Origin of the sequence: Salinarimonas rosea DSM 21201 (assembly GCF_000429045.1) — a bacterium.
In the GTDB taxonomy this organism is placed as follows: Bacteria; Pseudomonadota; Alphaproteobacteria; order Rhizobiales; family Beijerinckiaceae; genus Salinarimonas; species Salinarimonas rosea.
Genome location: NZ_AUBC01000014.1, coordinates 12,131 through 37,097, shown reverse-complemented (window position 1 = coordinate 37,097; position 24,967 = coordinate 12,131). Strand labels below are relative to the sequence as shown.

The window sequence follows — 24,967 nt, the reverse complement described above, 5'->3', positions numbered from 1 at the left end:
GGCGGAATTCACGGCAGACGCTCTCCTTCGAGCACGAGGACGCTCTGGGGCTCCTGCAGGGGCGGCGCGAGGCCGGCCCCGGCGAGGGCCGCCCCCGAGAGCGTGACCGCTCCCGCGACGAGCGGGTGGCCGCCGCGCGAGAGCGGCGAGACCGCCCCCTCGTCGGCGAGGGATACGCGATAGCGTGCGTGCGGTTCGAGGCCGGGAATGCGCAGGCGGATCGGGAGGATGCGCCCCGGCGTCGCGACCTGCGCGAGCCACAGCGCGAAACGGCTGCCATCCGGCGCGATCGCGATCTCGGCGAGGCGGGTCGGGTCGTCGGTGTCGATGCGCAGGCGCCGGGCCGGCATCAGCCAGTCGCGCCGCGCCTTCCACCAGGCGCAGACCCCCGCCAGGATCTCCGCCTCCTCGGGCGCGAGCTCGCGCGGGTCCATCTCGAAGCCGAAATGGCGCTGCGCCGCCGTCCAGGCCCGCAGCCGCATCGGCAGGATGCGCCCGGACGTGTGGCAGCTGCGCGGCCCGACGTGGCTGCCGGTGACCTCCGGGAGGAGGAGGGGCAGCGCCTCGTGCTGGATGCGCAGCCGCTCGAGCGCGTCGTTCGAATCCGACAGCCAGACCCGCTGGGCGAGCGCCAGCGCCCCCCAGTCGAGCCGCCCGCCGCCCGATGCGCAGCTCTCGATCTCGACGCTCGGATGGGCCGCGCGCAACCGCGTCACGAGCGCGGCGAAGCCCTCCGCCTGCCTGTGGTCCGGGCCGGGGAGCGCGCGGTTGTGGTCCCACTTCAGGTAGTCGATGTCGTACTCGCGCAGCAGCGCGTCGAGGCGGGCGAACAGGTTCTCGCGCACGTCCTCCCGCGCGAGGTCGAGGACGACCTGGTTGCGCGCGAGCGGCTGGTCGGCGGGCCCGAGGATCCACTCCGGGTGCGCGCGGGCGAGGTCGGAGTCCGGGCTCGCCATCTCCGGCTCGACCCACAGGCCGAAGCGCATGCCGAGCGCACGCACGTGGGCGAGGAGCGGGTGGAGGCCGTCGGGGTACTTGTCGGCGTCCACGATCCAGTCGCCGAGGCTCGTCGTGTCGTCGTTGCGCCCCTCGAACCAGCCGTCGTCGAGGACGAAACGCTCCGCGCCCAGCGCGGCGGCGCGGGTGGCGATCTCCTTCAATTCATCGATGTCGTGGCGGAAGTAGACGGCTTCCCAGGAATTGTAGTGCACCGGTCGCGGGCGCGCCGGATCGGGAAAGCGCACGATGCGCGCGCGCAGGTGCCGATGGAAGGCGTCGACGACGCCGTTCACGCCCGCGCCCGAGCGCGTCGCGTAGAGCGGTCCGGCGTCGACGCGGGTCGCGCCGGCGGGGTGCAGCACCGGCCCGAGCATCACCTGCCGACGCCCGTCCGGCAGCTCCTCGACGACGAGGCGGTGGCCGGTGGATTGCCCCAGGACGAGGGCGAAGACCTCGCCGGTCTCGTGCCGCAGCGGCCCCGCGGGCATCAGCAGGCCGGGATAGGCGACGTGCGAGCTGCGCCCCTCCCGGATCTCGCGCAGGTGCGGCCCGGCGGACCAGGGCACGTCCCGGCGCTGGAGCTCGGAGGTCCAGCGCCCGGCGAAGGTCGTCACCGCCTCGCCGAGCGGCGGCCCGGGGAGCGCCGGCGCGGCGAGGTGGCGGATCGGCGCCGGCGCCTCCAGCGTCGCCGAAAGGACGAGGACGTCCGTCTCGGCATCCGCCTCGATCGCGAGCGTGTAGCGATGACCGTCGCCGGCGAAGACGGCGCGCAGGCTCCGGCCGGGGCCGTAGTCGTCGGCCTCGAGCACGAGCCGCGGGTGCGCGTCGCCGAGATCGGCCCCGAGCGCGCCGCCGTGCCCGTCGCGCGCCAGCGGGCAGATCGTCAGCGGCGGGCGTACGTCCGCCATGCCGCCGGTGACCTCCCGCGGCAGCAGCGCCTCGGCGAGAGCGGCGAGGTCCTCGTCGGCCGGCAGCGGCGCGCCCCAATGGGCGACCTCCGGCAGGCCGCCGTCGCGGCTCGCCAGCACGAGCGTCTGCGCCGGCGTGTCGAGGCGCCAGGCCCGCCTCATTTCACCGCCCCGAGGGTCAGGCCGGCGATGAAGTGGCGCTGCATCAGGAAGAACATCAGGACCGGCGGCAGCGCGGCGACGATGGAGCCGGCGCTCATCAGGTGGTAGGCGGCGCGGTACTGCGAGTTGAAGGCCGTGATCCCCGCCGTCACCGGCTGGGTGTCGACGCCCTGGGTCAGCACGATCGCCCAGAAATAATCGTTCCAGACGAAGGTGAAGATCAAGACCGACAGCGCCGCGATGGCCGGGCGCATCAGGGGCAGCACAACGTACCAGAAGATTCGGATCTCGGAGACGCCCTCCACCCGCGCCGCCTCGATCAGCTCGCGCGGCAGGGCGCGGATGAAGTTCCTCATGAACAGCGTGCAGAATCCCGCCTGGAAGGCGACGTGGAAGAGCACGAGGCCGGTCTTGGTGTCGTAGAGCCCGAGATCCAGCGTGAGCTCGCGCACCGGCACCATCAGGATCTGGAAGGGCACGAAGTTGCCGGCGACGAAGACGAAGAACACGGCGAGGTTCGCCTTGAACCTGTACACGCCGAGCGCGAAGCCCGTCATGCAGGCGAGCCCGACCGCGCCGATCACGGTGGGCACCGTGATCAGCACCGAGTTGAGCAGGTAGCGCGGCATGTCGGAGCGGAAGAACACCGCGCCGTAGTTCTCCGCGAAGCTGAACGAGGAGGGCCAGCCCCAGTAGTTGGCGTTGGCGAAGTCCGCGTCGGGCCGGATCGAGAAGACCGCGACCGCGATCAGCGGCAGGAGCCAGAGCACGAGGGCGACCGGCAGCAGCGCCTGGTAGGAGAGGCGCGTGACCGACGACGTCTTCTGGACGGGTGTCGGGAACATCTCAGGCGCCCTCCCGCGCGGGCAGGGCGGCGACGAGCCGCCTGGGCAGCTTGGCGCGCACGAGATCGTAGGAGCCGGCCACCCGGTGCGCGAGCTCGTCCTCCGGCACGTCCTCCGGCAGCAGCAGCCAGGAGCGGTGGAAGTAGGGCGCCCGCGCGCCGACACCCGCCTCGATCAGCATCTGCGCGGTTTCGACGTCGACGCACTTCACGGCGACGCCCGGCGTCACCGCGCCGATGCAGGCGAACATCTTGCCGCCGACTTTCCAGGCGTCGTGCCCGCCGCCCCAGGGGTCGGAAACCTCCGCTCCGGGAAGGCGCGCGCAGATCGCGGCGACGCGCTGGCGCAGGGCGATCTCCATCATGCCCCCCTCTCGTCGCGGTACATCTTGGCGAGGAAGAACGCGATGTAGATCATCATGATGGCGAACAGCACCACCGCGATCGCGGCGCCGTAGCCCATGCGGAAGCCATATTCGGAGAGCGCCACCTCGAACATGTAGTAGGCCAGCACCCGACTCTCGCCGAAGGGGCCGCCCGCCGTCATCACCGAGACGAGGTCGAAGGAGCGCAGGGCGCCGATGATCGTCACCACGAAGGCGATGAAGGTGGCGGGCCGCAGCTGCGGCAGCACGACGTACCAGAGCATGCGCCAGCCCCTGGCGCCGTCGAGCCGCCCGGCCTCGATCTGCTCGGGATCGACCGCGTTCAGCCCGGTGAGGTAGAGAATCATGCAATAGGCCGTCTGCGGCCACAGGCCGGCGGCGATGATGCCGTAGGTGACGAAGGTCGGGTCCCCCAGCACCGCGATCGGGCCGAGCCCGAAGACGCCGAGGATCTCGTTGAAGAGCCCGAAGGTCGGGTCGTAGAACCACGAGAAGACGAGGCCAACCACGACCTGGCTGATCACGAAGGGAAAGAAGAACAGCGACTTGTAGATCCGGATGCCCGCGACGGTCTGGTTCAGGAACAGCGCGATGAACAGCCCCGCGGGGATCGCCAGCAGGTAGAGCACCAGCCAGATCACGTTGTTGCGCAGGGACGTCCAGAACGCGTCGTCCCACCACAGCTCCGCGTAATTGCGCAGGCCCACCCATTCCTTCGCGCCGAGCCCGTCCCACTCGTAGAGCGAGATCTGGAAGGATTGCAGGATCGGCGCGACGACGTAGAGCGCGAAGAACAGCGCGCCCGGCGCCAGGAACAGCCACGGCGCGAGCGCGAGCTGGTTGCGGCGCCAGTAGCCGCCGAAGGCGGTGGGCGCCTCGGCCTTGCGCGTCGCGCCGCGCGGCGGGGTCGCGACGGCGACCATGGCGGGTCTCCTCGGGTTCTCGCTGAGGATGCGATGCCGCGATCCCGGGCGGCGCGCGCCCGGGATCGCGGGGCGTCCGGCTCAGTAGACGCGCTGGCGCACGCGCTCGAGCCGCTGGAGGATGGCGTCCAGGTTGTCCGGGCGGACCATGAATTCCTGGAAGCCCTCCATGCCGGCCTTGGCCATCTCGGCCGGCGCGTCGCGGTCGAAGAACTGGGACAGCCCTTCCGCCGAGGACAGCATCGCGAAGCCCGCGGTCAGGAACTCGTCGTCCTCGATCGTGGCGCGCGAGTTGACCGGCAGCTGCCCGAGCTCGGCATTGATGATCGTCTGGTTCTCCGGATCGGCCACATAGCGCAGGAAGGCGCGCGCGGCCTCCTTGTTCTGTGCCTGGGCCGGGATGTGGAACGTGTCGGTGGGCGCCTCCTCCGCCATCGGGATGCTCGCGTCGATCGCCGGGAACTGGAAGAAGCCGAGCTGGTCGTCCGAGAGCCCCGCCTCGCGCAGGGGCGCGACGACGAAGTTGCCCATCAGGTACATGGCCGCGTCGCCCTGGACCATGAACGGCAGCGCCTCCTGCCAGGAATAGGAGGTGTGGTTGTCGATGTAGGCGTTCATGTCGATGAGCTCGCGCCAGTTGGCGAAGGTCGCCCGCACGCGCTCGTCGGTCCACGGCACGCGGCCGGCGGTGAGGTCCATGTGGAACTCGTAGCCGTTGGTGCGCAGGTTGATGTAGTCGAACCAGCCCGCCGCGGTCCACAGGAACTTGGTGCCGATGGCGAAGCACTTGACACCGTTGTCGAGCAGCGTCCGGCAGTTCTCCTTGAAGGCGTCCCAGGTCTCCGGCGCGGAGAGGCCGTATTGCTCGAACAGGTCCTCGCGATAGTACACGCCCCACTGATAATAGGTGTAGGGCACGCCCCACTGCTTGCCGTCCATCGTCATCGAGCCCTTGGTCGAGGCGAGATCGCGTGAGATCTCCTCGTCCCAGAGGTCGGAGACGTCCTCGAGCAGGCCGGCCTCGACGAAGGGGGCCATGCGGTTGCCCGCGTGCCAGGTGGCGACGTCCGGCGCGTTCGCCGTGAGGAAGTTGCGCAGCTGGGTCTTGTAGGCCTCGCGGTCGATGATCGTCGTCTCGATCTCGAGATCGGGATGCATTTCCTGGAAGCGCGCGATCATCCCCTCCATCGCGGCGCGCGGCGCCGGGTTCGACGTGTCGAGGAAGATGCGCAGGTCGCCCGATAGCGGCTCCTGCTGGGCGGCGGCCGGCGCGGCGGCGCCGGCGAGCATGGTCGCGGCGGCGAGGACGGCGAGCGTGGTCTTCGTCACGGACGGCATTCTGGTCTCCTCCCAGGCGGCTCCTTCATCGGATTTGTTCCGAATAATGGAACCATGTTTTGATTATTGAAAACGATGCCTCCGCTCGCTAGGCTTGTCAACCAGAAGAGCGCAGCCCGCGATTGCTGCGCCGCGGGATGGAAACGAGCGGAGGGACGAGGGGCATGGACAAGCCGGCCGACGGCACGGTGGGGAAGGCGCTGACGCTGCTCGACGAGGTGGCCGGCTACGGCCGCCCGGTGCGCTTCGCCGAGATCCTCGCCGGCGCCGACCTGCCCAAGGCCACGCTCTACCGCCTGCTGCAGACGCTGGTGAGCCAGCGCATGCTGGCTTACGACGAGGCGGACCACACCTATGCGCTGGGCTCGCGCCTCATCCGCCTCGCGCACGCCGCCTGGCAGCAGACGACGCTCGCGCCGCTCGCCCGCGCCCATCTGGACCGGCTCTCCGAGGCGATCGGCGAGACGGTGCACCTGGCCAAGCTCGACAACGGACAGGTCCTGTACATCGACAAGCGCAACGCGCGCCGCCCGATCCCGATGTTCTCGGACGCGGGCAAGATCGGGCCGGCCTACTGCACCGGCGTCGGCAAGGCCATGCTCGCCCATCTCGACGCGCCGGCGCTGGAGAAGGCGCTCGCCCAGCAGAGCTGGTACCCGCACACGCCCGCGACACACGTCTCGGCCGGCACGCTGCGCCGCGAGCTCGCGGGGATCCGCGAGAGCGGCGTCGCCTTCGACCGGGAGGAGCACGAGCCGACGATCATCTGCGTCGCCGTGCCGATCCTCGACGAGGCCGGGCGGCCGCTCGGCGCCCTGTCGGTCACGTCCTCGACGCTGCGCCACTCGCTGGCCGACCTCGCCGCGCTCGCCCCCAGCCTCGCCGAGACCGCGGCGGCCATCGCCCGCGAGGCGGCGGCCTTCACCTTCCCCGGCGCGAGTCGCGCCCCCATGCACGGAGGGACGAACGCATGACCGGCGTGAGCCTCGAGCGCGTGATCAAGCGCTACGGCACGACCCAGGTGATCCACGGGGTCGATCTCGAGATCGCCGAGGGCGAGCTGTGTGTCTTCGTCGGCCCCTCGGGCTGCGGGAAGTCGACGCTGCTGCGCATGATCGCCGGCCTCGAGGAGACGACCGACGGGCGCATCGTCATCGCCGGCGCGGACGTCACCCGCGCCGACCCGGCCGAGCGCGGCGTCGCCATGGTGTTCCAGACCTACGCGCTCTACCCGCACATGACGGTCGGCGAGAACATGGGCTTCGGCCTGAAGATGACCGGCCATCCCAGGGAGGAGATCGCCCGGCGCGTGAAGGAGGCGGCGCGGGTGCTGCAGCTCGAGCCCTATCTCGCGCGCAAGCCCAAGGCGCTTTCCGGCGGCCAGCGCCAGCGGGTCGCCATCGGCCGCGCCATCGTGCGCCATCCCTCCGTCTTCCTGTTCGACGAGCCGCTCTCCAACCTCGATGCGGAGCTGCGCGTCGAGATGCGCGTCGAGATCGCCCGGCTGCACAAGTCCATGGGCGCGACCATGGTCTACGTCACCCACGACCAGGTCGAGGCGATGACGCTCGCCGACAAGATCGTCGTCTTGCGCGCGGGGCGCATCGAGCAGGTCGGCGCGCCGATCGCGCTCTACGAGGACCCGGGCAACCGCTTCGTCGCGGGCTTCATCGGCTCGCCCTCGATGAACTTCCTCGAGGGCCGGGCCGAGGCGGGCGGCGTGGCGCTGCCGGCGCTCGGGCAGGTCGTGGCGACGCCGGTCCGCCCGCCGGACGGGGCGGTCACCGTCGGGCTGCGCCCGCAGGACCTGACGCTCGTGCCGGGCGAGGGGCTCGGCGTCGACATCGTCGAGAACCTGGGCTCCGTCTGCCACGTGCATTGCCAGGCGCCCGACGGCACCCGTCTCGTGGTCGAGACCCGCGGCGTCGACGCGCCGCGTTCCGGCGCCCGGGTCGACGTGGGGATCGACCCCGCGCGCGCCTACCTGTTCGACCCGCACGGCGGGGCGCGCCTGCGCGGGCCTTGAGGCGCCGGCGCGCGCCTCAGCGCGCCTTCCAGAGCTCGACGCCGCCCTCGCTCGTGCGCTCGAACGCGACCTCGTGCTCGTACGTGTCCGGCCGATAGAGGCCGTGCACGACCTCGACGGCGCGCCCGTCGACGTCGCGCACCACGCGACGGATGGCGAGCAGCGCCTCGCCCGGGTCGATCGCGAGGGCGCGGGCGATGTCCGGCGTCGCCAGCGTCGCCGAGACGCTCTGCTCGGCCCGGGCGATCGGCCGGCCGGCGCGCTGCAGCAGGATCAGGATCGGCGTCCGCGCGAGGTCGTCCGCGCCGAAGGTGCGGCCGAGGTCCTCCGGCACGAAGGTGGTGAGGTGCGAGAAGGACCGCCCCTCCAGCGCACGCACCCGCACCGCGCGCTGGCACGCCGCGCCCGCACCGAGGCCGAGCTGGCGCGCGATCGCCGGCGGCGGGACGACATAGTCGAGCGCGAGCACCCGCACCTGCGTCTCGAGCCCCATCGCGACGAGGTTCTCCACCGAGCCGCCGATGCTCGCCTGGACCGGCGAGATCCCCGCGCCGTCCCGCACGAAGGTGCCGCGACCACGGTGGCGCTCGACGAACCCCTCCTGCTCGAGCCGCTCCAGCGCCCGTCGCACGGTGATGCGCGAGACCGCGAAGGCCTCGCCGAGCTTGAGCTCGCTCGGAAGAGGCACGCCGCCATTGTAGGCGCCGTCGCGGATCTGCTGGCGCAGAACCAGGTAGAGCTGGTGGTGCTTCGGCCACGGATCCCCCTCCGACATGCCTTCTCCTCCGGAGATGTCTTATTGACATGACTTAAGCACAGGCCGCAGTCTCGCGCCACCAACGACCAGAAAACGAGCGGAGGAAACCATGCTCATCGACAGCCTCGGCGCCCGGTTCGGGCTCGCGACGAAGGCCGGGCGCGCCGCGCTCGGCGCCGCCGCCCTGGGCCTCGCCGCCCTCGTCGCCCCCCAGACCGCGCTCGCCTGGCCCGACGAGCCGATCTCGATCGTCGTGCCCTTCAACGCCGGCGGCAGCGCCGACCGGATGGCGCGCGGCCTCGCCGAGCACATGGGCCCTCGGCTGGGCGTGCCGATCACGGTCGAGAACCGCCCCGGCGGCGGCGGCGCGCTCGGCGCCACCTATTTCCAGCAGCAGGAGGCGGACGGCAACACGCTGCTGCTCATGCAGGCGACGCCGTACCTCTCCAGCGCGATCCTGGTCAGCGGCGCACCCGTCCAATGGGAGGACTTCGCGCTCCTCAACGCCCAGTGGAACGACTACGCCATCGTGGCCGTCCACCAGGAGAGCCCCTACGAGACGTTCGCCGAGCTGGCCGAGGCGATGCGCGAGCCGGGTGCCGTGTCCTCGGGCATCGTCTTCGGCAACGGCGGCCACATCCAGACCTTCATCCTGATGGACGCCCTCGACATCCCCACCGACAACGTGCGCTTCGTCACCTACGACGGTGGCGCGCCGCTGCGCGCGGCGCTGGCCGGCAACCAGGTCGACTTCGAGATCCTCGCGGCGGAAGCGGCGGCCTCGATCCGCGATCGCATCCGCGTTCTCGCGGTCGTCAACACGTCGGATCCCGGCGACCACGATGCGCCGCTCCTCAACGAGGCGCTGGCCGAGATGGGCGTCGAGCCCGTCGCGCTGATCGGCGGCAACATCACGGGGCTCATCGCCCACGCGGCGCTGAAGGAGGAGCATCCCGACCGCTGGCAGACCCTCGTCGACGCCTATCGCGAGACGGTGGAGAGCGAGGACTTCCAGGCCTGGGCCCGCGAGGCCAAGATCGGTGCCGACTGGGTCGGTCCCGACGAGAGCCAGGCTCTCGTCGACGGGGCCTTCGCCGCCCTCGAGCCCCACGCCGAGAAGCTGCGCTGAGGCGCGCCGCCGTCCCGGCGCGGAGCGCCTCCGCCCCGGGACGGCACCCGTCCGGGAGACCGCCCCATGCGCTCCGATGCGTCGCGCTCCGACCACGCAACCGACACCGCCCCGCGCCGACCGGCCTGGCCGATCGGCGCCCTGCTCTTCGCCCTGGCGCTGATCCTGGCGATGGCCGGCTACGCCTCGGACGTCGCCTCGAAGTCGCGCGGCATCGCCGACACGATCCTGATCGTGCCCGCGGCCGCGATCGGCGTCGTCGCGCTCCTCGCCGCGATCCTGGAGGACATCGCCGCTGCCCGGCGGGTCGCGCCGGACGAGGCGAAAGCCCGCGAGGACGCCGCGCAGACGCGAGCGAGCCTCGCCTTCATGGCGCTCCTCGTGGCCTACGTCGCGGCGATCCCCTACGCCGGCTTCGACGCGGCCACCGTCGTCTTCCTCGCCGCCTCCCTCGCCCTTCAGGGCGAGCGGCGCCCGCACGTGCTCCTCGGCTTCGCCGTCCTGGTGACGGCGCCCGTGGTGTGGATTTTCGTCGCGCTCCTCTCGGTGCGCCTGCCGACGCTGCTGTTCTGAGGCGAGCCCCCCATGATCGACACGGTGGCCTTCTCCGGCGCCCTCGACCTCCTCGCCTCCACCCCGAGCGCCTGGCTCGTCGTGGTGCCCGGCCTCGTCATCGGCGTGGTGTTCGGGGCGATCCCGGGCCTGTCGATCTCGATCGCCATGGCGGTGTTCCTGCCGGCGACGCTCTACATGGACTTCCTCACGGCGATCCTGTTCCTGACGGCGATCTTCACCGGCGGCGGCTTCGGGGGCGCGATCCCGGCGATCCTGATCAACATCCCCGGCACCTCGTCGGCCGTGGCCTCCGCCTTCGACGGCTATCCGATGTCGGTCGCGGGCCGGCACGGCGAGGCGCTCGGCGCCGGCCTCGCGGCGTCCGTGGTGGGCACGCTGGTGGGCTATGCGCTCCTGCTCTTCACCGTCGGCTTCGTGGCCGAATGGGTGCTGCGGCTCGGGCCCACCGAGCTCCTCGTCGTGGCGATCTGGGGGCTCACGCTCATCGCCGTTCTCAATACGGCGAGCGTCGCCAAGGGGGTCGCGGCGGGCATCGTCGGTCTCCTGTTCTCGACCATCGGCTTCAGCGACGCCGGCCAGATGCGCGGCACCTTCGGCTCGATGTACCTCCTCGACGGCATCCCCGCGATCGCGGCGCTGATCGGCCTGTTCGCCGCTTCCGAGCTCTTCGGCCTCGTGGGACGCAACTACATCGTCGAGGAGCGGGCGCACCGGGTGGTGCGGCTCTCCGCCATCTTCGGCGGCATCCGCCTCGCGTTGGCGAAGCCGATGGATCTCCTGCGGGGAGGGATGATCGGCGCCGGCATCGGCATGGTGCCCGGCGTCGGCTCGAGCGTCGCGAACCTCGCCTCCTACGCGGTCGCCAAGCGCCGGGACGCCGACCCCTCCCGCTTCGGCAAGGGCGCGCCGGAGGGCGTGGTCGCCTCGGAGGCGGCGAACAGCTCGTCCGAGGGCGGCTCGATGATCACGCTCCTCGCGCTCGGGCTCCCCGGCGGTGCCGGGACGGCGATCCTGCTCGGCGCCTTCGCCATGCACAACGTCACCGGCGGCCCGCGCTTCATCGCCGAGAACGGCGACGTCGTCTACGCGCTGATCCTCGGCAACATGGCCCAGGCGTTCCTGCTGCTGTTCGTGGGGACGGCGCTCGTCTTCGCGGCCGGCGCGATCGTGAAGGTGCCGCTGCGGCTCCTCACCCCCGTCGTGATGGTGCTCTCGATCGTCGGTGCCTACGCCATCACCGGCAACATGGTCGGGCCGATCACCGTGGTCGCCGGCGGCGTGCTCGGCTGGGCCATGCGGCGCTTCGGCTACCCCGTGGCGGCGACGGTGGTCGGGCTCCTCGTCGGCGACATGGCCGAGGGCGAGCTCGTGCGCTCCTGGCAGATCACCGGGGGCGACCCGTCCTTCGTGCTGGGCCGCCCGATCACGCTCGTCCTGATCGCGCTGCTCCTCCTGTCGCTCCTGCCCCGGGTCCTCGCCTCCGTGCGCCGTCGCGCGCGAAAGGGCGCCGCGGCGACGGCCGGCGCGTCGCCCGATCGCGGCTGAGGGCGGGCGATCGGGCTCCCAGGACCCCCGTCAGGTCCCGAGGATGCCCGGCAGGCGCAGGCCGTGCTCCCGGGCGCAGTCGAGCGCCTCCTCGTAGCCGGCGTCCGCGTGGCGCATCACGCCCGTGGCCGGGTCGTTCCACAGCACCCGCGCGATCCGCTCGGCCGCCGCCTGCGTGCCGTCGGCGCAGATCACCATGCCGGAGTGCTGGGAGAAGCCCATGCCCACGCCGCCGCCGTGATGCAGCGACACCCAGGTCGCGCCCGACGCGGTATTGAGGAGCGCGTTCAGGAGCGGCCAGTCGGAGACCGCGTCCGAGCCGTCCTTCATCGCCTCGGTCTCGCGGTTGGGCGAGGCGACGGAGCCGGAATCGAGGTGGTCGCGGCCGATCACGACGGGCGCCTTCAGCTCCCCCTTGGCCACCATCTCGTTGAAGGCGAGGCCGAGCTTGTCGCGCAGGCCGAGCCCCACCCAGCAGATGCGGGCCGGCAGGCCCTGGAAGGCGATGCGCTCGCGGGCCATGTCGAGCCAATTGTGCAGGTGCGTGTCGCCCGGGGTGAGCTCCTTCACCTTGGCGTCCGTCCGGTAGATGTCCTCCGGATCGCCCGACAGCGCCGCCCAGCGGAACGGGCCGACGCCGCGGCAGAACAGCGGGCGGATGTAGGCCGGCACGAAGCCCGGGAAGGCGAAGGCGTTCTCGAGCCCCTCCTCCTTCGCCACCTGGCGGATGTTGTTGCCGTAGTCGAGCGTCGGCACGCCGGTGTTCCAGAAGGCGACCATGGCCTCGACATGCGTGCGCATGGACGCGCGCGCCGCGTGCTCGACGGCGGCGGGATCGCTCTCGCGCTTCTCGCGCCATTCGGCGAGCGTCCAGCCGATGGGGAGATAGCCGTTGATCGGGTCGTGGGCGGAGGTCTGGTCGGTGACCATGTCCGGGCGCACGCCCCGGCGCACCAGCTCGGGCACGATCTCGGCGGCGTTGCCCAGGAGGCCGACGGACTTCGCCTCGCCGGCCTTGGTCCAGCGCTCCATCATGGCGAGCGCCTCGTCGAGGCTGTCGGTCTTCTCGTCCACGTAGCGGGTGCGCAGGCGAAAATCGATGCGGTCCGGGTCGCACTCGATGGCGAGGCAGCAGGCGCCGGCCATCACGGCCGCGAGCGGCTGCGCCCCGCCCATGCCGCCGAGCCCCGCGGTGAGGATCCAGCGGCCCTCGAGGCTGCCGCCGTAATGCTGGCGGCCGGCCTCGGCGAAGGTCTCGTAGGTGCCCTGCACGATGCCCTGCGTGCCGATGTAGATCCACGAGCCCGCGGTCATCTGGCCGTACATGGCCAGCCCCTTGCGGTCGAGCTCGTTGAAGTGCGCCCAGGTGGCCCAGTGCGGCACGAGATTCGAGTTGGCGATCAGCACCCGCGGCGCGTCCGGGTGCGTGCGGAAGATGCCGACCGGCTTGCCGGACTGGACGAGCAGCGTCTCGTTCTCGCCGAGATCGGTCAGCGCGGCGACGATGGCGTCGAAGTCGCCCCAGGTCCGCGCCGCGCGCCCGATGCCGCCGTAGACCACGAGCTCGTGCGGGTTCTCGGCCACCTCGGGATCGAGGTTGTTCATCAGCATCCGCAGCGGCGCCTCGGTGAGCCAGCTCCTCGCATTGAGCTGCGGCCCGCGCGGTGCGCGGACGGTGCGGGCGTTGTGGCGCGGGTCGGTCATCTCGGGCGTCCTCTCGATTCGGCGGGCGGGAGCATATCAGCCCGCGACCACGCGGGCCGCGCAGTACTTGAACTCGGGGATCTTGCCGTCGGGGTCGATCGCCGGGTTGGTCAGGAGGTTCGCGGCCGCCTCGACGTAGGCGAAGGGCACGAAGACCATGTCCTCCTGGAGCGCGGCGTCCGCGCGGGCGCTGAGCGTGATCGCGCCGCGGCGGGTCTCGACGCGGATCGGCGCGCCCGCCGCGAGGCCGAGGCGGGCGAGGGTGCGCGGGTTGAGGCTCGCCGTCGGCGCGGGCTCGAGCGCGTCGAGGATGCCGGCACGCCGCGTCATGGCGCCGGTGTGCCAGTGCTCGAGCTGGCGCCCGGTGGTCAGCACCATCGGGAAGGCCTCGTCGGGCGTCTCGTCGGGATCGCGCAGGCCCGCCGGCACGAACAGCGCCCGCCCGCCGGCGCGCGGGAAGGCGTCGCCGAAGACGACCGCGTGCCCGGGCGCGTCCGGCGCCGGGCAGGGATAGGTGACGGCCCCCTCGCGCTCCAGCCGCTCCCAGGAGATGTTGGCCAGAGACGGCATCACGCCCGCCATCTCGGCGAAGACGTCCTTCGGGTGCGCGTAGTCCCAGGGCAGCCCGAGCCGGCGGCCGAGATCGACGAGGATGGCGAAGTCCTCCCGCGCCTGCCCGGGCGGCGCGAGCGCCGGGCGCCCCATCTGGACCTGGCGATTGGTGTTGGTCACCGTGCCGGTCTTCTCCGGCCAGGCGGAGGCGGGCAGCACCACGTCGGCGTACATCGCCGTCTCGGTGAGGAAGATGTCCTGCACGACGCAATGGTCGAGCCGCGCCAGCGCGTCGCGGGCGTGCGCGACGTCGGGGTCCGACATCGCCGGGTTCTCGCCCATCACGTAGAGCGCGCGAATCGCGCCCCCGTGGACCGCGTCCATGATCTCGGTGACGGTGAGCCCCGGCTGCGGCGAGACCGGGAAGCCCCAGGCCGCCTCGAAGCGGGCGCGCTGCGCCTCGTCGCCGACGCGCGCGTAGTCCGGCAGGACCATCGGGATCAGCCCGGCGTCGGAGGCGCCCTGGACGTTGTTCTGCCCGCGCAGGGGATGGAGCCCCGTGCCGGGGCGGCCCACCTGGCCGGTCATCAGCGCGAGCGAGATCAGGCAGCGGGCGTTGTCGGTGCCGTGGACGTGCTGGGACACGCCCATGCCCCAGAAGACGATCGACCGCTCCGCGGTCGCGTAGAGCCGCGCCACCTCGCGGATCGTCCCCGCGTCGATGCCGCAGCGCTCGGCCATCGCCTCCGGCGTGTAGGCGGCGAGGTGCTCGGCGAGGCGCTCGTAGCCTTCCGTGTGGGTCGCGACGTAGTCCGCGTCGACGAGGCCCTCCGTCACGATCACGTGCATCATCGCGTTGAGGAGCGCGACGTCCGAGCCCGGGCGGAAGCGCAGCTTGTGAGTCGCGTGCTTCGCCATCAGCGTGTTGCCGCGCGGGTCGATCACGACGAGCTCGGCGCCCCGCTTCACCGCCTGCTTGAAGTAGGTGGCGGCGACCGGGTGGTTCTCGGTCGGGTTCGCGCCGATGACGACGATGACGTCGGCCAGCAGCGCGTCGTTGAACGGCGCGGTCACGGCGCCCGAGCCGATGCCCTCCATGAGGGCGGCGACGGAGGAGGCGTGGCACAGGCGCGTGCAATGGTCGACGTTGTTGTGGCCGAAGGCCTGACGGATCAGCTTCTGGACGAGGTAGGCCTCCTCGTTCGAGCCCTTGGCGGAGCCGAAGCCGGCGATCGCCTCGCCGCCGTGCGCGTCGCGGATGCGGGCGAGGCCGCCCGCGGCAGCGTCGAGCGCCTCCTCCCAGGTCGCCGCGCGGAAATGCGTGAGCGGGTTCGCGGGGTCGACGTTCAGCCCCTTCGGCGCGCCCTCCTTGCGGATCAGCGGCACGGTCAGGCGCTGCGGGCTCGCCACGTAGTCGAAGCCGAAGCGGCCCTTGACGCACAGCCGGCCCTCGTTCGCCGACCCGTCGCGGCCCTCGACGTAGGCGATCGCCCCGTCGCGCAGCTCGAACGAGATCTGGCAGCCGACGCCGCAATAGGGGCAGACGGACGGGACGCTCTCGTCCGCCCCGCGCGTGCCGACCTGCGTCTCCCGGTCGACGATGGAGGCGGGCATCAGCGCGCCCGTGGGACAGGCCTGGACGCACTCGCCGCAGGCGACGCAGGTCGAGGTGCCCATCGGGTCGTCGAGGTCGAAGACCGGGCGATGATGGTCGCCGCGGAAGGCCATGCCGATCACGTCGTTGACCTGCACCTCGCGGCAGGCGCGGGCGCACAGCGTGCAGGAGATGCAGGCGTCGAGGTTCACCGCCATGGCCGGGTGGGAGAGATCCGGCCCCGGCGGATGCTCCCGACCGGGGAAGCGCGCCCGCTCGATTCCCTGCTCGTCCGCGAAGCGCCAGAGCGGGGAGGCGGCGTCGTGGGCCATCTCCCGGGGCGGCTGGTCGGCGACGAGGAGCTCCATCACGAGCCGGCGCGCGGTGCGCGCCCGCTCCGAGGCGCTCGTCACCACCATGCCCTCGGCGGGCGTGCGGATGCAGGAGGCGGCGAGCACGCGCTCGCCCTCGATCTCGACCATGCAGGCGCGGCAATTGCCGTCGGGCCGGTAGCCCGGCTCGGGGCGGTGGCACAGATGCGGGATCGTCGTGCCCTCGCGGCGGGCGACCTCCCAGATCGTCTCGCCGTCGCGCGCCGCGACCGCGCGGCCGTCGAGGGTGAAGCGGATCGTCATCGGACGGTCTCCCTGAGGCGCATGTGGGGGCGCAAACCGGCGCTTAAGGCGCGCATGCTACCGAGGCGGTGCCCGAGACGGAGCACGCCATGCATCCCGCCGCCGCGAAGGAGCCGACCCCCGTGACCCGAGCCGGTCGGGACCCGCGCGCGGCCTGCGTCGTCCTCGCGGTGGCCGCGGCGGCGGCCGTCACCCTGCCGGTGTCGCTCGGGCTGATGCCGACCCGCGCGATCGCGACGGGACTCGTCGCCGACGCGTCCATCGCGGTCCTGCTGGCCGCCGCGCTCGTGACCTTCCAGCGACCGAGCCGGCGCGCCGCGCTCGTCTGCGCCGCGCTCGCCGCCGCGCCCCTCGCCGCCTCGAGCGCGAAGCTCGCCGCTCTCGGCGACACCGCGGAGCTCGGCGACCTGCTGCTCGCGGCGGACGCCGCGCGCACCCTCCCGCCCTGGCTCGTCGCCGCCGGCGTCGCCGCGCTCCTCGTGCTCCTGGTCTCGTACGCCGCGAATGTCCGGCTGCCGACACTGCGCGAGGGCGTGATCGCGCTCGCGGGGCCGTGCCTCGCCCTGTTCGGCTTCTGGAGCGCGATCGCGAGCCCGATCGCCGCCGAGGCGGTCGCCCGGCTCCTGCCGATGCCGGAGTTCCGATTGCCCGCGTACGGCCATTGGGTCCAGGCCACGACGCGCTTCGTCGACGAGGCGCAGCGTGCCCACGTGCTGGCCGCCGCGGCCGACGTCGACCCGGCGGACCTGCCGCTCGCGATCGGGGCTGCGGCGCTGCCGCCGCTCGCCGCGCGCAACGTCCACATCGTCGTCGCCGAGAGCCTCGTCGACCCGGCCTGGCTGTCGGCCTACGACCTCGCTCCCGATCCGGCGACGCCCTTCCTGCGCGCCTGGCGCGGGCGGGGCGGCGGCGACCGGGCGCTCGTGCCGGTCTTCGGCAATCGCTCGTCGAACACCGAGTTCGAGGTGCTCTGCGGCGTGCCGGCGCTGACGCAGGGCTCCGGCCTCGTCTTCAACGCCGTCACGCGGCCCCTCGACTGCCTGCCGCGGCTCCTCGGCGCCCGCGGCTTCGACACCGTCGGGCGCGTGCCGAGCCACCCGAGCTTCTTCAGCGCCGAGACGGCCTACCGCCACGCCGGCTTCGCACGCACGGAGTTCGACCGCGACTTCGAACCGGGCGACGTCGACGGGCGCTGGCTCTCCGCCGCGGCGACGCTCGCGCACGCCCGCCGGCGCATCGCCGAGGGTCTGGCCGAGGGCCTGGCCGACGGACGTCCGTTCCTCGACTACACCTTCGTCAACGCCGCGCACTTTCCTTTCGAGCGCGATCGCGCCCGGCGCCCGGACGTCGCCGCGGTGTCGCCGCACGACGGGACCGTCCACGACTACGTCAATGCGGTGCACTACAGCTTCGTCGCCATCGAGGAGCATCTCGCGTGGCTCGCGACGCACGACCCGGAGGCAATCGTCGTCGTGCTCGGGGACCACGCCCCGCCCCTCGGCGCCGACCACGCGCCCTACCGGGCGAGCGGACGCGCCGAGAACGGCCTCGTCGCGGGGCCGACCGGCGAGCCCGGCATGATGCAGACGCCGCTCGTCGTGCTCGACGCGGGCGTCCCGGTGGCGACGGGGGTGCTGCCGGCCTACGCGATTCCCGAGCTCGTGCTCGACCGCCTCTCGGGCGGGCGGCTGTGCGCCGCGCGCGCCTGCCTCCACCGCGCCGAGGCGCGCCTTCGCCCGCACCGAGTGACGCCGATGATCGCCTCCGAGCGCGGCGAGACCGTGCGCGCCTGCCACGAGCAGGACGCCGACGCCGCCTGCGTCGCGGCGCGGCGCGAGACGCTCCTGTGGGACGTCGTGCTCGCGCGCCTGCTCGCCGGCGCGCCCGTCCCGGCGGGCGACACGCGGGAGAACGACGGGGGCGCGCGGGCTCAGCACGTCTCCTCCGCGAAGTAGTTCAGCACGCTCGCCACCGGGTTCGGCGCCGCCTGTCCCAGCCCGCAGATCGAGGCGTCGCGCATCACCTGCTCGAGATCGCCCAGCAGATGCAGGTCCCAGCGGCCGGCGGCGAGGAGGGCCTCGAGCTTCTGCGTGCCGGTGCGGCACGGCGTGCACTGGCCGCACGATTCGTGGCGGAAGAAGCGCACGAGATTGAGCGCGATCGCGCGCACGTCGTCCCGGTCCGACAGGACGACGACCGCGTGCGAGCCGACGAAGGCCTTGTGCGGCTCGAGGATGCCGAAATCGAGCGGCAGGTCCGCCATCCGCGCGGGGAGGATGCCGCCGGACGCGCCGCCGGGAAGGTAGCCCGCGAGCCCGTGCCCCTCCGCCATGCCGCCGCAGAACTCGTCGATCAGCTCCCGGCAGGTGATGCCCGCGGGCGCGAGCTTGACGCCCGGATCCCTCACCCGCCCGGATACGGAGAACGAGCGCAGGCCCTTGTGCCCGCGCCTGCCGAGCCCGGCGAACCAGGCCGGCCCCTTCTCGACGATCTCGCGGATCCAGAGCAGCGTCTCGACATTGTGGTTGAGCGTCGGGCGGCCGAACAGGCCGCGCTCGGCGATGTAGGGCGGGCGGTGCCGGGGCAGGCCGCGCTTGCCCTCGATCGATTCGAGCATGGCGCTCTCCTCGCCGCAGATGTAGGCGCCCGCCCCGCGGCGCAGCTCGATCGGCGCGTGCCGGTCGAGCCCCGCCGCCTTCACCGCGGCGACCTCGCGCTCGAGCAGCGCGCGCACGCCGGCATACTCGTCGCGCAGGTAGATATACAGCCGCTCGGCCTCCACCGCGAAGGCCGCGACGAGGGCACCCTCCAGGAAGCGGTGCGGGTCGCGCTCGAGGTGGTAGCGGTCCTTGAACGTGCCGGGCTCGCCCTCGTCGCCGTTGACGGTCATCAGCCGCGGGCCGGGATGGCCGCGCACGATCGCCCACTTGCGCCCCGCCGGGAAGCCGGCGCCGCCGAGCCCGCGCAGGCCCGCGTCGGAGAGGAGGGCGACGAGGCTCTCCGCGTCGCGCGCGCCGGACAGGCACGCGTCCAGCAGGCGATAGCCGCCCTCGGCCCGGTAGGCCGCGAGCCCGATCGCTCCCGCGGGGACCGGCTCGACGACGTCGCCCGCCCCTGCGGCGGCGAGCACCGCCTCCGGCGTCGCCCGCTCGACGGCACGCGTGCCGACGTGGACCGCCGGCGCGCCGGCGCAGCGGCCGATGCAGGGCGCGGCCAGCACGCGGATCGCGGCCGCGTCGACGCCCTCGGCGAGCGCCGCGCGCAGCCGCTCGGCGCCGGCCATCATGCAGGCGACGCCGTCGCAGACACGGATCGTCAGCGGCGGCGGCGGGGCCTCGCCCTCCTTCACGATGTCGAAATGGTGGTAGAAGCTCGCGACCTCGTGGACCTCCGCCTCGGGGATCCGGAACTCCTCGGCGAGCGCCTTCAGGTGGCGCGCCGCGAGGTGCCCAACGCCGTCCTGGAGGCGGTGGAGCGCCTCGATCAGCAGGTCGCGCCGGCGCGGCATGGCGCCGAGGAGCGCGCGCACCTCGGCGAGCGCCGCCTCGTCGAGGGGGCGCCCGCGCGGGCGCCGGCGCGGCCCGCGCCCGCCGGGCACGGGGCTCGTGGCCGGCTGCGGAGCCGTCGCGGGTCCTGTCTCGCGCATGTCGTCCCTTCGCCTTCCTCGACGCCGATAGGCCGCCGTCCCGATCGCCGGCCGGTGCACGGCAGCTCGCCGGAGGCCGGAGTGTCGGCCGCACGCCCGCGCCTGTCCAGGGGCCGAGGGCCGCATCCTGCCCGGGCGCTCCGCCCGAGCGCTGTCGCGTTTTCGCCACTTGGCGAAACGAGGGCGCCATGGCAATCAGGCGCGAGCTTCATCATCATCGGGACGATCAATGGATCGCGGCGACGGCATCGGGATCGGCATCATCGGTTACGGCATCATGGGCGAGCGGCTGCTGCGGGCGGCGCTCGGGCCGGGTGCGGCGTCCGTGCGCGTGTGCGGCGTGTGGGACCCCTCGCCGGCCGCCATGGCGCGGCTCGCCGAGGGCTTCCCGGAGATCGCCCGCTTCGACGGCGTCGCCCCGCTGATCGAGACCTCCGACTGCATCTACGTCGCGGCCCCGCCGGCCTCGCATCTCGACCACGCCCGCGCCACGCTCGCCGCCGGCAAGGCCCTGTTCTGCGAGAAGCCGCTCGCGGTCGACGTCGGCCAGGCCCGCGCCTTCGTGCGCGACGCGGACGCGGCGGGCATGCGGGCGGCGGTGAACTTCCCCTTCGCCTCGTCGCCGGCCGTCGACCAGATCGAGGCCTGGATGGCGGACGGCACGCTGGGTCGGCTGCGCGAGGCGGACATCGAGGTCGGCTTCGCCGCCTGGCCGCGCCCGTGGCAGGAGGACGCCGCCGCCTGGCTCGACCGGCGCCTCCAGGGCGGCTTCACCCGCGAGGTGCTCTCGCACTTCCTGTTCCTGGCCGGGCGCCTGCTCGGCCCCGCCACGCTCGGGCCGGCCAGCGTGCGCTACCCCGTCGACGGCGCGAGCGAGCGGGCGGTCGCGGCGGAGCTGACCTGCGGCACCCTGCCCGTGCGGGTCGCCGGACGCGTCGGCGAGACGGAGAAGGCGGACACCAACGCCTTCACGCTCCACGGCGAGAACGGCACGATCCGCCTGCGCGACTGGTCGGTCGCCGAGCGCCTCGTCGACGGCGCCTGGCGGCAGGCCGAGGGCGCTCTGACGCAGGAGGAGGCGCGCCCGCTCACCCTCGCGCGCCAGCTCGAGAAGGTCGCCGCCATGACCCGCGGCGCGCCGCACGGCCTCGCCGCGCTGTCCGAGGCGCTCGCGGTGCAGGAGCTCGTGGAGACGATCCTCGCTTCCGGCGACGAGGCGCGCGACTGAGCCGCCCGCGCGGATCGACCGAGCGGAACGGCCGAGCCTCGCGCCGCGTTCTCCCTTCGTGTCCCGACGGCGCCGCCTCGCGCGGCGCCACGTCGACGTTCCGATACGAAAGGGTACCCGATGGACCGCAAAGTCGAAGACGTGCGCGCCCGCCAGGGCTGGCGCGGCCGGCCCGTCCTCGCGATCCTCGTCATCTCCATGGCGCTCGCGACGCTGGCCTTCCTCGTCTACATCTTCTGGGCGTGGGAGGCGTCGCCCGATCTGGCGACACCGACGGAGACGCCGGCCGTCAACTCCCCGGCGAACGAGGGGAACCCGGTGCCCACCGCCGACCCGAACTGAGGGTCCTCACGCGTCGCGGTGGAAGACGAGGATCATGTTGTTCGCCGGCATCTCGATCCGCTCCGCCAGCGACAGGCCCCGCGCCGCGGCGGCGGCGCGCACCTCCGCGACGTCCCGGATGCCGAAGCGCGGGTCGCGCGCCTTCAGCGAGGCGTCGAACTCCGCGTTGGACGGCGCGGTGAAGCGGCCCTCCAGGTTGAAGGGGCCGTAGAGCACCAGCGGCCCGCCGGGCGGCAGCAGCCGTCCGGCGCCGGCCATCAGGCCGAGCCCGGCCTCCCAGGGCGCGATGTGGATCATGTTGATCGACACGACCGCGTCGGCGCGGGCCACGGGCCAATTCGGCGCGGCGGCGTCGAGCGCGATCGGGGGTTCGAGGTTCGGAAGCCCCGCACGGGCGCGCCAGGCGGCGATGCTCGTGCGCGCCTGCGGGTCCGGATCGCTCGGGAGCCAGGTCGCGCCGGGCAGCGCGCGGGCCATGTGGACGGCGTGCTCCCCCGTCCCGCTCGCGACCTCGAGCACGAGACCCGCCGGCGGCAGGACCCGGCGCAGCACCGACAGGATCGGGTCGCGGTTGCGCGCCGCCGCCGGGGCGACCAGCGCGCCGGGCGGCGGTGCGTCGGCGTCCTCGCTCATGCCGGAAACGTCAGCCCGCGGCCGCGCGCGGTCCGCGGCGACGCTGGCCCTGCGCCTCGCGCGCCTTGCCCTCCTGCTCGCGCATGAAGGCGCCGATGCGCGGCGCCACCTCCGCGCGGAAGCGCGAGCCGTTGAACACGCCGTAGTGCCCGACGCGCTCCTGGAGGTGGTAGAGCTTGCGGTCGTCCGGCAGGTTCGGCGTCAGTTCCAGCGCCGCGAGCGTCTGGCCGACGCCGGAGATGTCGTCGCGCTCGCCCTCGACCGCCATGACGGCGCAGCGCCGGATGGCGGAGGGGTCGACCGGGCGCCCGCGATGGGTCATCTCGCCCTTCGGCAGCGCGTGGGAGACGAACACCGTCTCGACGGTCTGCAGGTAGAACTCCGCCGTGAGGTCCATCACCGCGAGGTACTCGTCGTAGAACTCGCGGTGCTTCTCGGCCGAATCGCCGTCGTCCTCGACGAGGTGGTTGAACATCTCCCAATGGGCGGAGATGTGCCGGTCGAGGTTCATCGCCATGAAGCCGGAGAGCTGGTAGAATCCCGGGTAGACGTCGCGCCACAGCCCGAGGTTCGGCGGCGGCACCTTGACGATGCAGTTGCGCCGGAACCAGTCCGTACCCCGCTCCTGGGCGACGAGGTTGACCGCGGTGGGCGAGCGGCGCGTGTCGATCGGCCCGCCCATCAGCGTCATCGAGCGCGGGATGCAGGGGTCGTCCGCGGCCTCCATCAGCGAGATCGCGGCGAGCACCGGCACCGCGGGCTGGCACACGGCCATGACGTGCACGTCCGGGCCGAGCAGGCGGCACATCTGGATCACGTAGTCGATGTAGGTGTCGAGATCGAAGGCGCCCTCCACGAGCGGCACCTCGCGGGCGTCCGCCCAGTCGGTGATGTAGACCTCGTGATCCGGCAGGAAGGCCTCGACCGTGCCGCGCAGGAGCGTGGCGTAGTGGCCCGACATCGGCGCGACCATCAGCACCTTCGGGTCGGACGGGCGGTCGGGGTCGGTGATTCGCCGGTCGAAATGCAGCAGGCGGCAGAACGGCCGCTCCCAGGCGACCCGCTCCCAGACCGGCGTCGGAACGCCGTCGACGAGGGTCTCGTCGAGCAGGAAGGCGGGCTTGCCGTAGCGCCGGGTAACGCGCTCGAACAGCTCGCAGCCGGCAGCCATGGCCTTGCCGTAGGGCGTGTGCGCGAGCGGGTTGACGGGGTTCTTGAAGGCGATGCGCGTCGCGTCCGTCGCCGCGCGGGCGGGGGCCAGCATCATGTGACCGGCTTCGTACCAGAAGTAAGCGGGATCCATCGTCTGCCAACCTTTCGCGAACGGCGCCCGGCATCCCGGGCCGCGCCGACCTCGGCGGCCGGGTGCGACGCGAACCCGCCCGATCCCCCGGCCGTTCCCCATCCTGGCGGGAATGCGGCGATCGGTCGACCGCATTCCTACATAGGACCTCTTATCACATCGTCTCTGTGGCGATACAGACCGCCGTCCGTCGGACGCCGCGAGCGCGGGCGGCGGATGCCGCCTGTTCGAGAGCCCTCCGGCACGCTACCTATGCCCCCGTGAACGCCATCGAGCCCCATCGCCTGACCGGAAGCGCGCGGCGCCTGCGCCTCGACACGCTCGTGCGCCTGCGCTGGCTCGCCGTGATCGGCCAGAGCGCGGCGGTGGCGGGCGTGCATTTCGGGCTCGGCTACCCCCTGCCCTTCGGCGCCTCCTTCGTCCTCATCGCGGCCTCCGCCTGGCTCAATCTCGCGCTGCGGGTCCGCTACCCCGCGAGCCATCGGCTGGCGGACGACGCGGCCACCTTCCTGCTCGCCTTCGACATCGCGCAGCTCGCGGCCCTCCTGTTCCTGACGGGCGGGCTGCAAAACCCCTTCGCGATCCTGTTCCTCGCCCCGGTCCTGATCTCGGCGACGGCGCTCACACCCAGGCGCACGCTGCTGCTCGGCGCGCTCGTCGTCGCCTGCGCCACCGCGCTCGCCTTCGCGCATCTGCCGCTGCCCTGGCGCGAGGGAGAGGTGCTGGAGCTGCCCTTCGTCTACGTGGCGGGCGTCTGGGCGGCGATCCTCCTCGGCACCGGCTTCACCGGAGTCTACGCCTGGCGCGTGGCGGAGGAGGCGCGCCAGCTCTCGCAGGCGCTCGCGGCGACGGAGCTCGTGCTCGCGCGCGAGCAGCACATCTCCCAGATCGACGGCCTCGCCGCCGCCGCCGCGCACGAGCTCGGCACGCCGCTCGCCACGATCGCGCTCGTGGCCAAGGAGCTGTCCAAGCGCCTCGCCGGCAACGAGGAGCTCGCCGAGGACATGACGCTGCTGCGCGAGCAGGTCGAGCGCTGCCGCGGCATCCTCGGCCAGCTCACCTCGCGCGGGGAGGAGGCCGACGGCGAGTTCCTCGAGCGCATGACGCTGATGCACCTCGTCGAGGACATCGTCGACCCGATGCGCGGCATCGGCGTCGCGATCCGTGTCGGCCGCGCCGGGGAGGGCGCGCCGCCGCGCGGGCGGCGCAACGCGGGGCTCGTCTACGGGCTCACCAACCTCCTCGACAACGCCGTCGACTTCGCCGAGAACGAGATCGTGGTCGAGGCCGGCTGGGACGAACGCCAGGTCTGGATCGAGATCCGCGACGACGGCCCCGGCTTCCCCGCCGAGGTGCTGCTGCGGCTCGGCGAGCCCTACGTCACGACCCGCGGGCACGACAAGCGCGGGCCGGAGGAGGAGGCCGCGGGCCACGGGCTCGGCGTCTTCATCGCCAAGACCCTGATCGAGCGCACCGGCGCGCAGCTCACGCTGACGAACGGCCGCGCCCCGGAGGTCGGCGCGATCGCGCGGGTCGCCTGGTCGCGCGCCGCTTTCGAGGCCGGCGGCTGAGCGTCGCCCTCGAGCATGCGCTCATCACGAAACGGTGACCGACCGCGCGGTGCTGGATTACCCCGCGCGGCGTCCTACATGTCGAGTCGACGGAACGTCGCGGCGCGCGGGAGGCGCCGAGGGGTGGGCGCTGCGTGGGCGCTGTCCGGCCCGCCGAAGCAGCAGG

20 protein-coding genes are annotated in these 24,967 nt (G+C 72.7%); 9 read left to right on the top strand and 11 right to left on the bottom strand.

The features are described 5' to 3' along the window. Positions 1-8: 8 nt before the first annotated feature. The 5 genes from G407_RS0111980 to G407_RS0111960 form a co-directional block, all read right to left on the bottom strand. The gene (locus tag G407_RS0111980) at positions 9-2,069 is read right to left on the bottom strand and encodes an alpha-galactosidase (protein ID WP_029030991.1); all 2,061 of its coding nucleotides are present in this window, start codon (positions 2,067-2,069) and stop codon (positions 9-11) included. Next, a complete protein-coding gene (locus G407_RS0111975) occupies positions 2,066-2,914 on the bottom strand; it encodes a carbohydrate ABC transporter permease (protein ID WP_029030990.1) in 849 nt (282 codons plus the stop codon). The genes G407_RS0111980 and G407_RS0111975 overlap by 4 nt, the downstream gene beginning before the upstream one ends. A 1-nt stretch (position 2,915) precedes the next feature. After that, a complete protein-coding gene (locus G407_RS0111970) occupies positions 2,916-3,278 on the bottom strand; it encodes an MmcQ/YjbR family DNA-binding protein (RefSeq protein ID WP_084327484.1) in 363 nt (120 codons plus the stop codon). Continuing rightward, a complete protein-coding gene (locus tag G407_RS0111965) occupies positions 3,275-4,222 on the bottom strand; it encodes a carbohydrate ABC transporter permease (RefSeq protein ID WP_029030988.1) in 948 nt (315 codons plus the stop codon). Before G407_RS0111965 ends, G407_RS0111970 begins: the two co-directional genes overlap by 4 nt. Positions 4,223-4,303: 81 nt before the next feature. After that, positions 4,304-5,560, bottom strand: coding sequence for an ABC transporter substrate-binding protein (locus tag G407_RS0111960; protein ID WP_029030987.1), 1,257 nt, complete (start codon positions 5,558-5,560; stop codon positions 4,304-4,306). Positions 5,561-5,724: 164 nt separating this feature from the next. Between G407_RS0111960 and G407_RS0111955 the strand changes: the two genes are divergently transcribed. Together G407_RS0111955 and G407_RS0111950 are read left to right on the top strand one after the other, a co-directional pair. Continuing rightward, a complete protein-coding gene (locus G407_RS0111955; RefSeq protein WP_029030986.1) occupies positions 5,725-6,534 on the top strand; it encodes an IclR family transcriptional regulator in 810 nt (269 codons plus the stop codon). Then, positions 6,531-7,586: an ABC transporter ATP-binding protein gene (locus tag G407_RS0111950; protein WP_029030985.1), complete on the top strand. Its 1,056-nt coding sequence runs from the start codon at positions 6,531-6,533 to the stop codon at positions 7,584-7,586. Before G407_RS0111955 ends, G407_RS0111950 begins: the two co-directional genes overlap by 4 nt. 16 nt (positions 7,587-7,602) lie before the next feature. Here G407_RS0111950 and G407_RS27325 read toward each other — a convergent pair whose 3' ends face one another. Next, positions 7,603-8,361 (bottom strand): GntR family transcriptional regulator, encoded by a 759-nt coding sequence (locus G407_RS27325; RefSeq protein ID WP_043539641.1) that lies wholly within the window; start codon positions 8,359-8,361, stop codon positions 7,603-7,605. Positions 8,362-8,452: 91 nt separating this feature from the next. Between G407_RS27325 and G407_RS27320 the strand changes: the two genes are divergently transcribed. The 3 genes from G407_RS27320 (at position 8,453) to G407_RS0111930 (ending at position 11,593) form a co-directional block, all read left to right on the top strand. Next, complete coding sequence (locus G407_RS27320; RefSeq protein WP_052341284.1) at positions 8,453-9,472, top strand: tripartite tricarboxylate transporter substrate binding protein; 1,020 nt, start codon at positions 8,453-8,455, stop codon at positions 9,470-9,472. A gap of 66 nt (positions 9,473-9,538) precedes the next feature. Further along, positions 9,539-10,045, top strand: a complete 507-nt coding sequence (locus tag G407_RS30440; RefSeq protein ID WP_052341283.1) for a tripartite tricarboxylate transporter TctB family protein — start codon at positions 9,539-9,541, stop codon at positions 10,043-10,045. 12 nt (positions 10,046-10,057) lie between these two features. Further along, entirely contained in the window at positions 10,058-11,593 is a 1,536-nt protein-coding gene (locus tag G407_RS0111930) for a tripartite tricarboxylate transporter permease (RefSeq protein WP_029030984.1), read from the top strand. A 30-nt stretch (positions 11,594-11,623) separates the two neighbouring features. Here G407_RS0111930 and hutU read toward each other — a convergent pair whose 3' ends face one another. Next, on the bottom strand, positions 11,624-13,297 hold the full coding sequence (gene hutU / locus G407_RS0111925) for a urocanate hydratase (RefSeq protein WP_029030983.1): 1,674 nt from the start codon (positions 13,295-13,297) through the stop codon (positions 11,624-11,626). A gap of 36 nt (positions 13,298-13,333) precedes the next feature. Continuing rightward, positions 13,334-16,078, bottom strand: a complete 2,745-nt coding sequence (gene fdhF, locus G407_RS0111920) for a formate dehydrogenase subunit alpha (protein WP_029030982.1) — start codon at positions 16,076-16,078, stop codon at positions 13,334-13,336. A 122-nt stretch (positions 16,079-16,200) separates the two neighbouring features. Between fdhF and G407_RS0111915 the strand changes: the two genes are divergently transcribed. Then, complete coding sequence (locus G407_RS0111915) at positions 16,201-18,033, top strand: sulfatase-like hydrolase/transferase (protein WP_156917564.1); 1,833 nt, start codon at positions 16,201-16,203, stop codon at positions 18,031-18,033. Here the strand turns inward: G407_RS0111915 and G407_RS0111910 are convergent. After that, complete coding sequence (locus G407_RS0111910) at positions 18,009-19,724, bottom strand: NAD(P)H-dependent oxidoreductase subunit E (RefSeq protein ID WP_084327483.1); 1,716 nt, start codon at positions 19,722-19,724, stop codon at positions 18,009-18,011. The two genes, G407_RS0111915 and G407_RS0111910, sit on opposite strands and share 25 nt — an antisense overlap. A 229-nt stretch (positions 19,725-19,953) precedes the next feature. On the opposite strand from G407_RS0111910, the gene G407_RS0111905 reads away from it, so the two are divergent. Continuing rightward, a complete protein-coding gene (locus G407_RS0111905; protein WP_029030979.1) occupies positions 19,954-20,952 on the top strand; it encodes a Gfo/Idh/MocA family protein in 999 nt (332 codons plus the stop codon). Between the two features lie 120 nt (positions 20,953-21,072). Then, entirely contained in the window at positions 21,073-21,294 is a 222-nt protein-coding gene (locus G407_RS27310; protein ID WP_043539639.1) for a hypothetical protein, read from the top strand. A gap of 6 nt (positions 21,295-21,300) precedes the next feature. On the opposite strand, the gene G407_RS0111895 is transcribed toward G407_RS27310, so the two are convergent. After that, positions 21,301-21,927 carry a DUF938 domain-containing protein gene (locus G407_RS0111895; RefSeq protein WP_043539638.1) on the bottom strand — a complete coding sequence of 209 codons (627 nt, stop codon included), beginning with the start codon at positions 21,925-21,927 and terminating at the stop codon, positions 21,301-21,303. Positions 21,928-21,937: 10 nt separating this feature from the next. Continuing rightward, positions 21,938-23,230: a polyhydroxyalkanoate depolymerase gene (locus G407_RS27305; RefSeq protein WP_052341282.1), complete on the bottom strand. Its 1,293-nt coding sequence runs from the start codon at positions 23,228-23,230 to the stop codon at positions 21,938-21,940. Positions 23,231-23,490: 260 nt separating this feature from the next. Between G407_RS27305 and G407_RS27300 the strand changes: the two genes are divergently transcribed. Beyond that, complete coding sequence (locus G407_RS27300) at positions 23,491-24,801, top strand: ActS/PrrB/RegB family redox-sensitive histidine kinase (RefSeq protein WP_052341281.1); 1,311 nt, start codon at positions 23,491-23,493, stop codon at positions 24,799-24,801. Positions 24,802-24,967 lie beyond the last annotated feature (166 nt).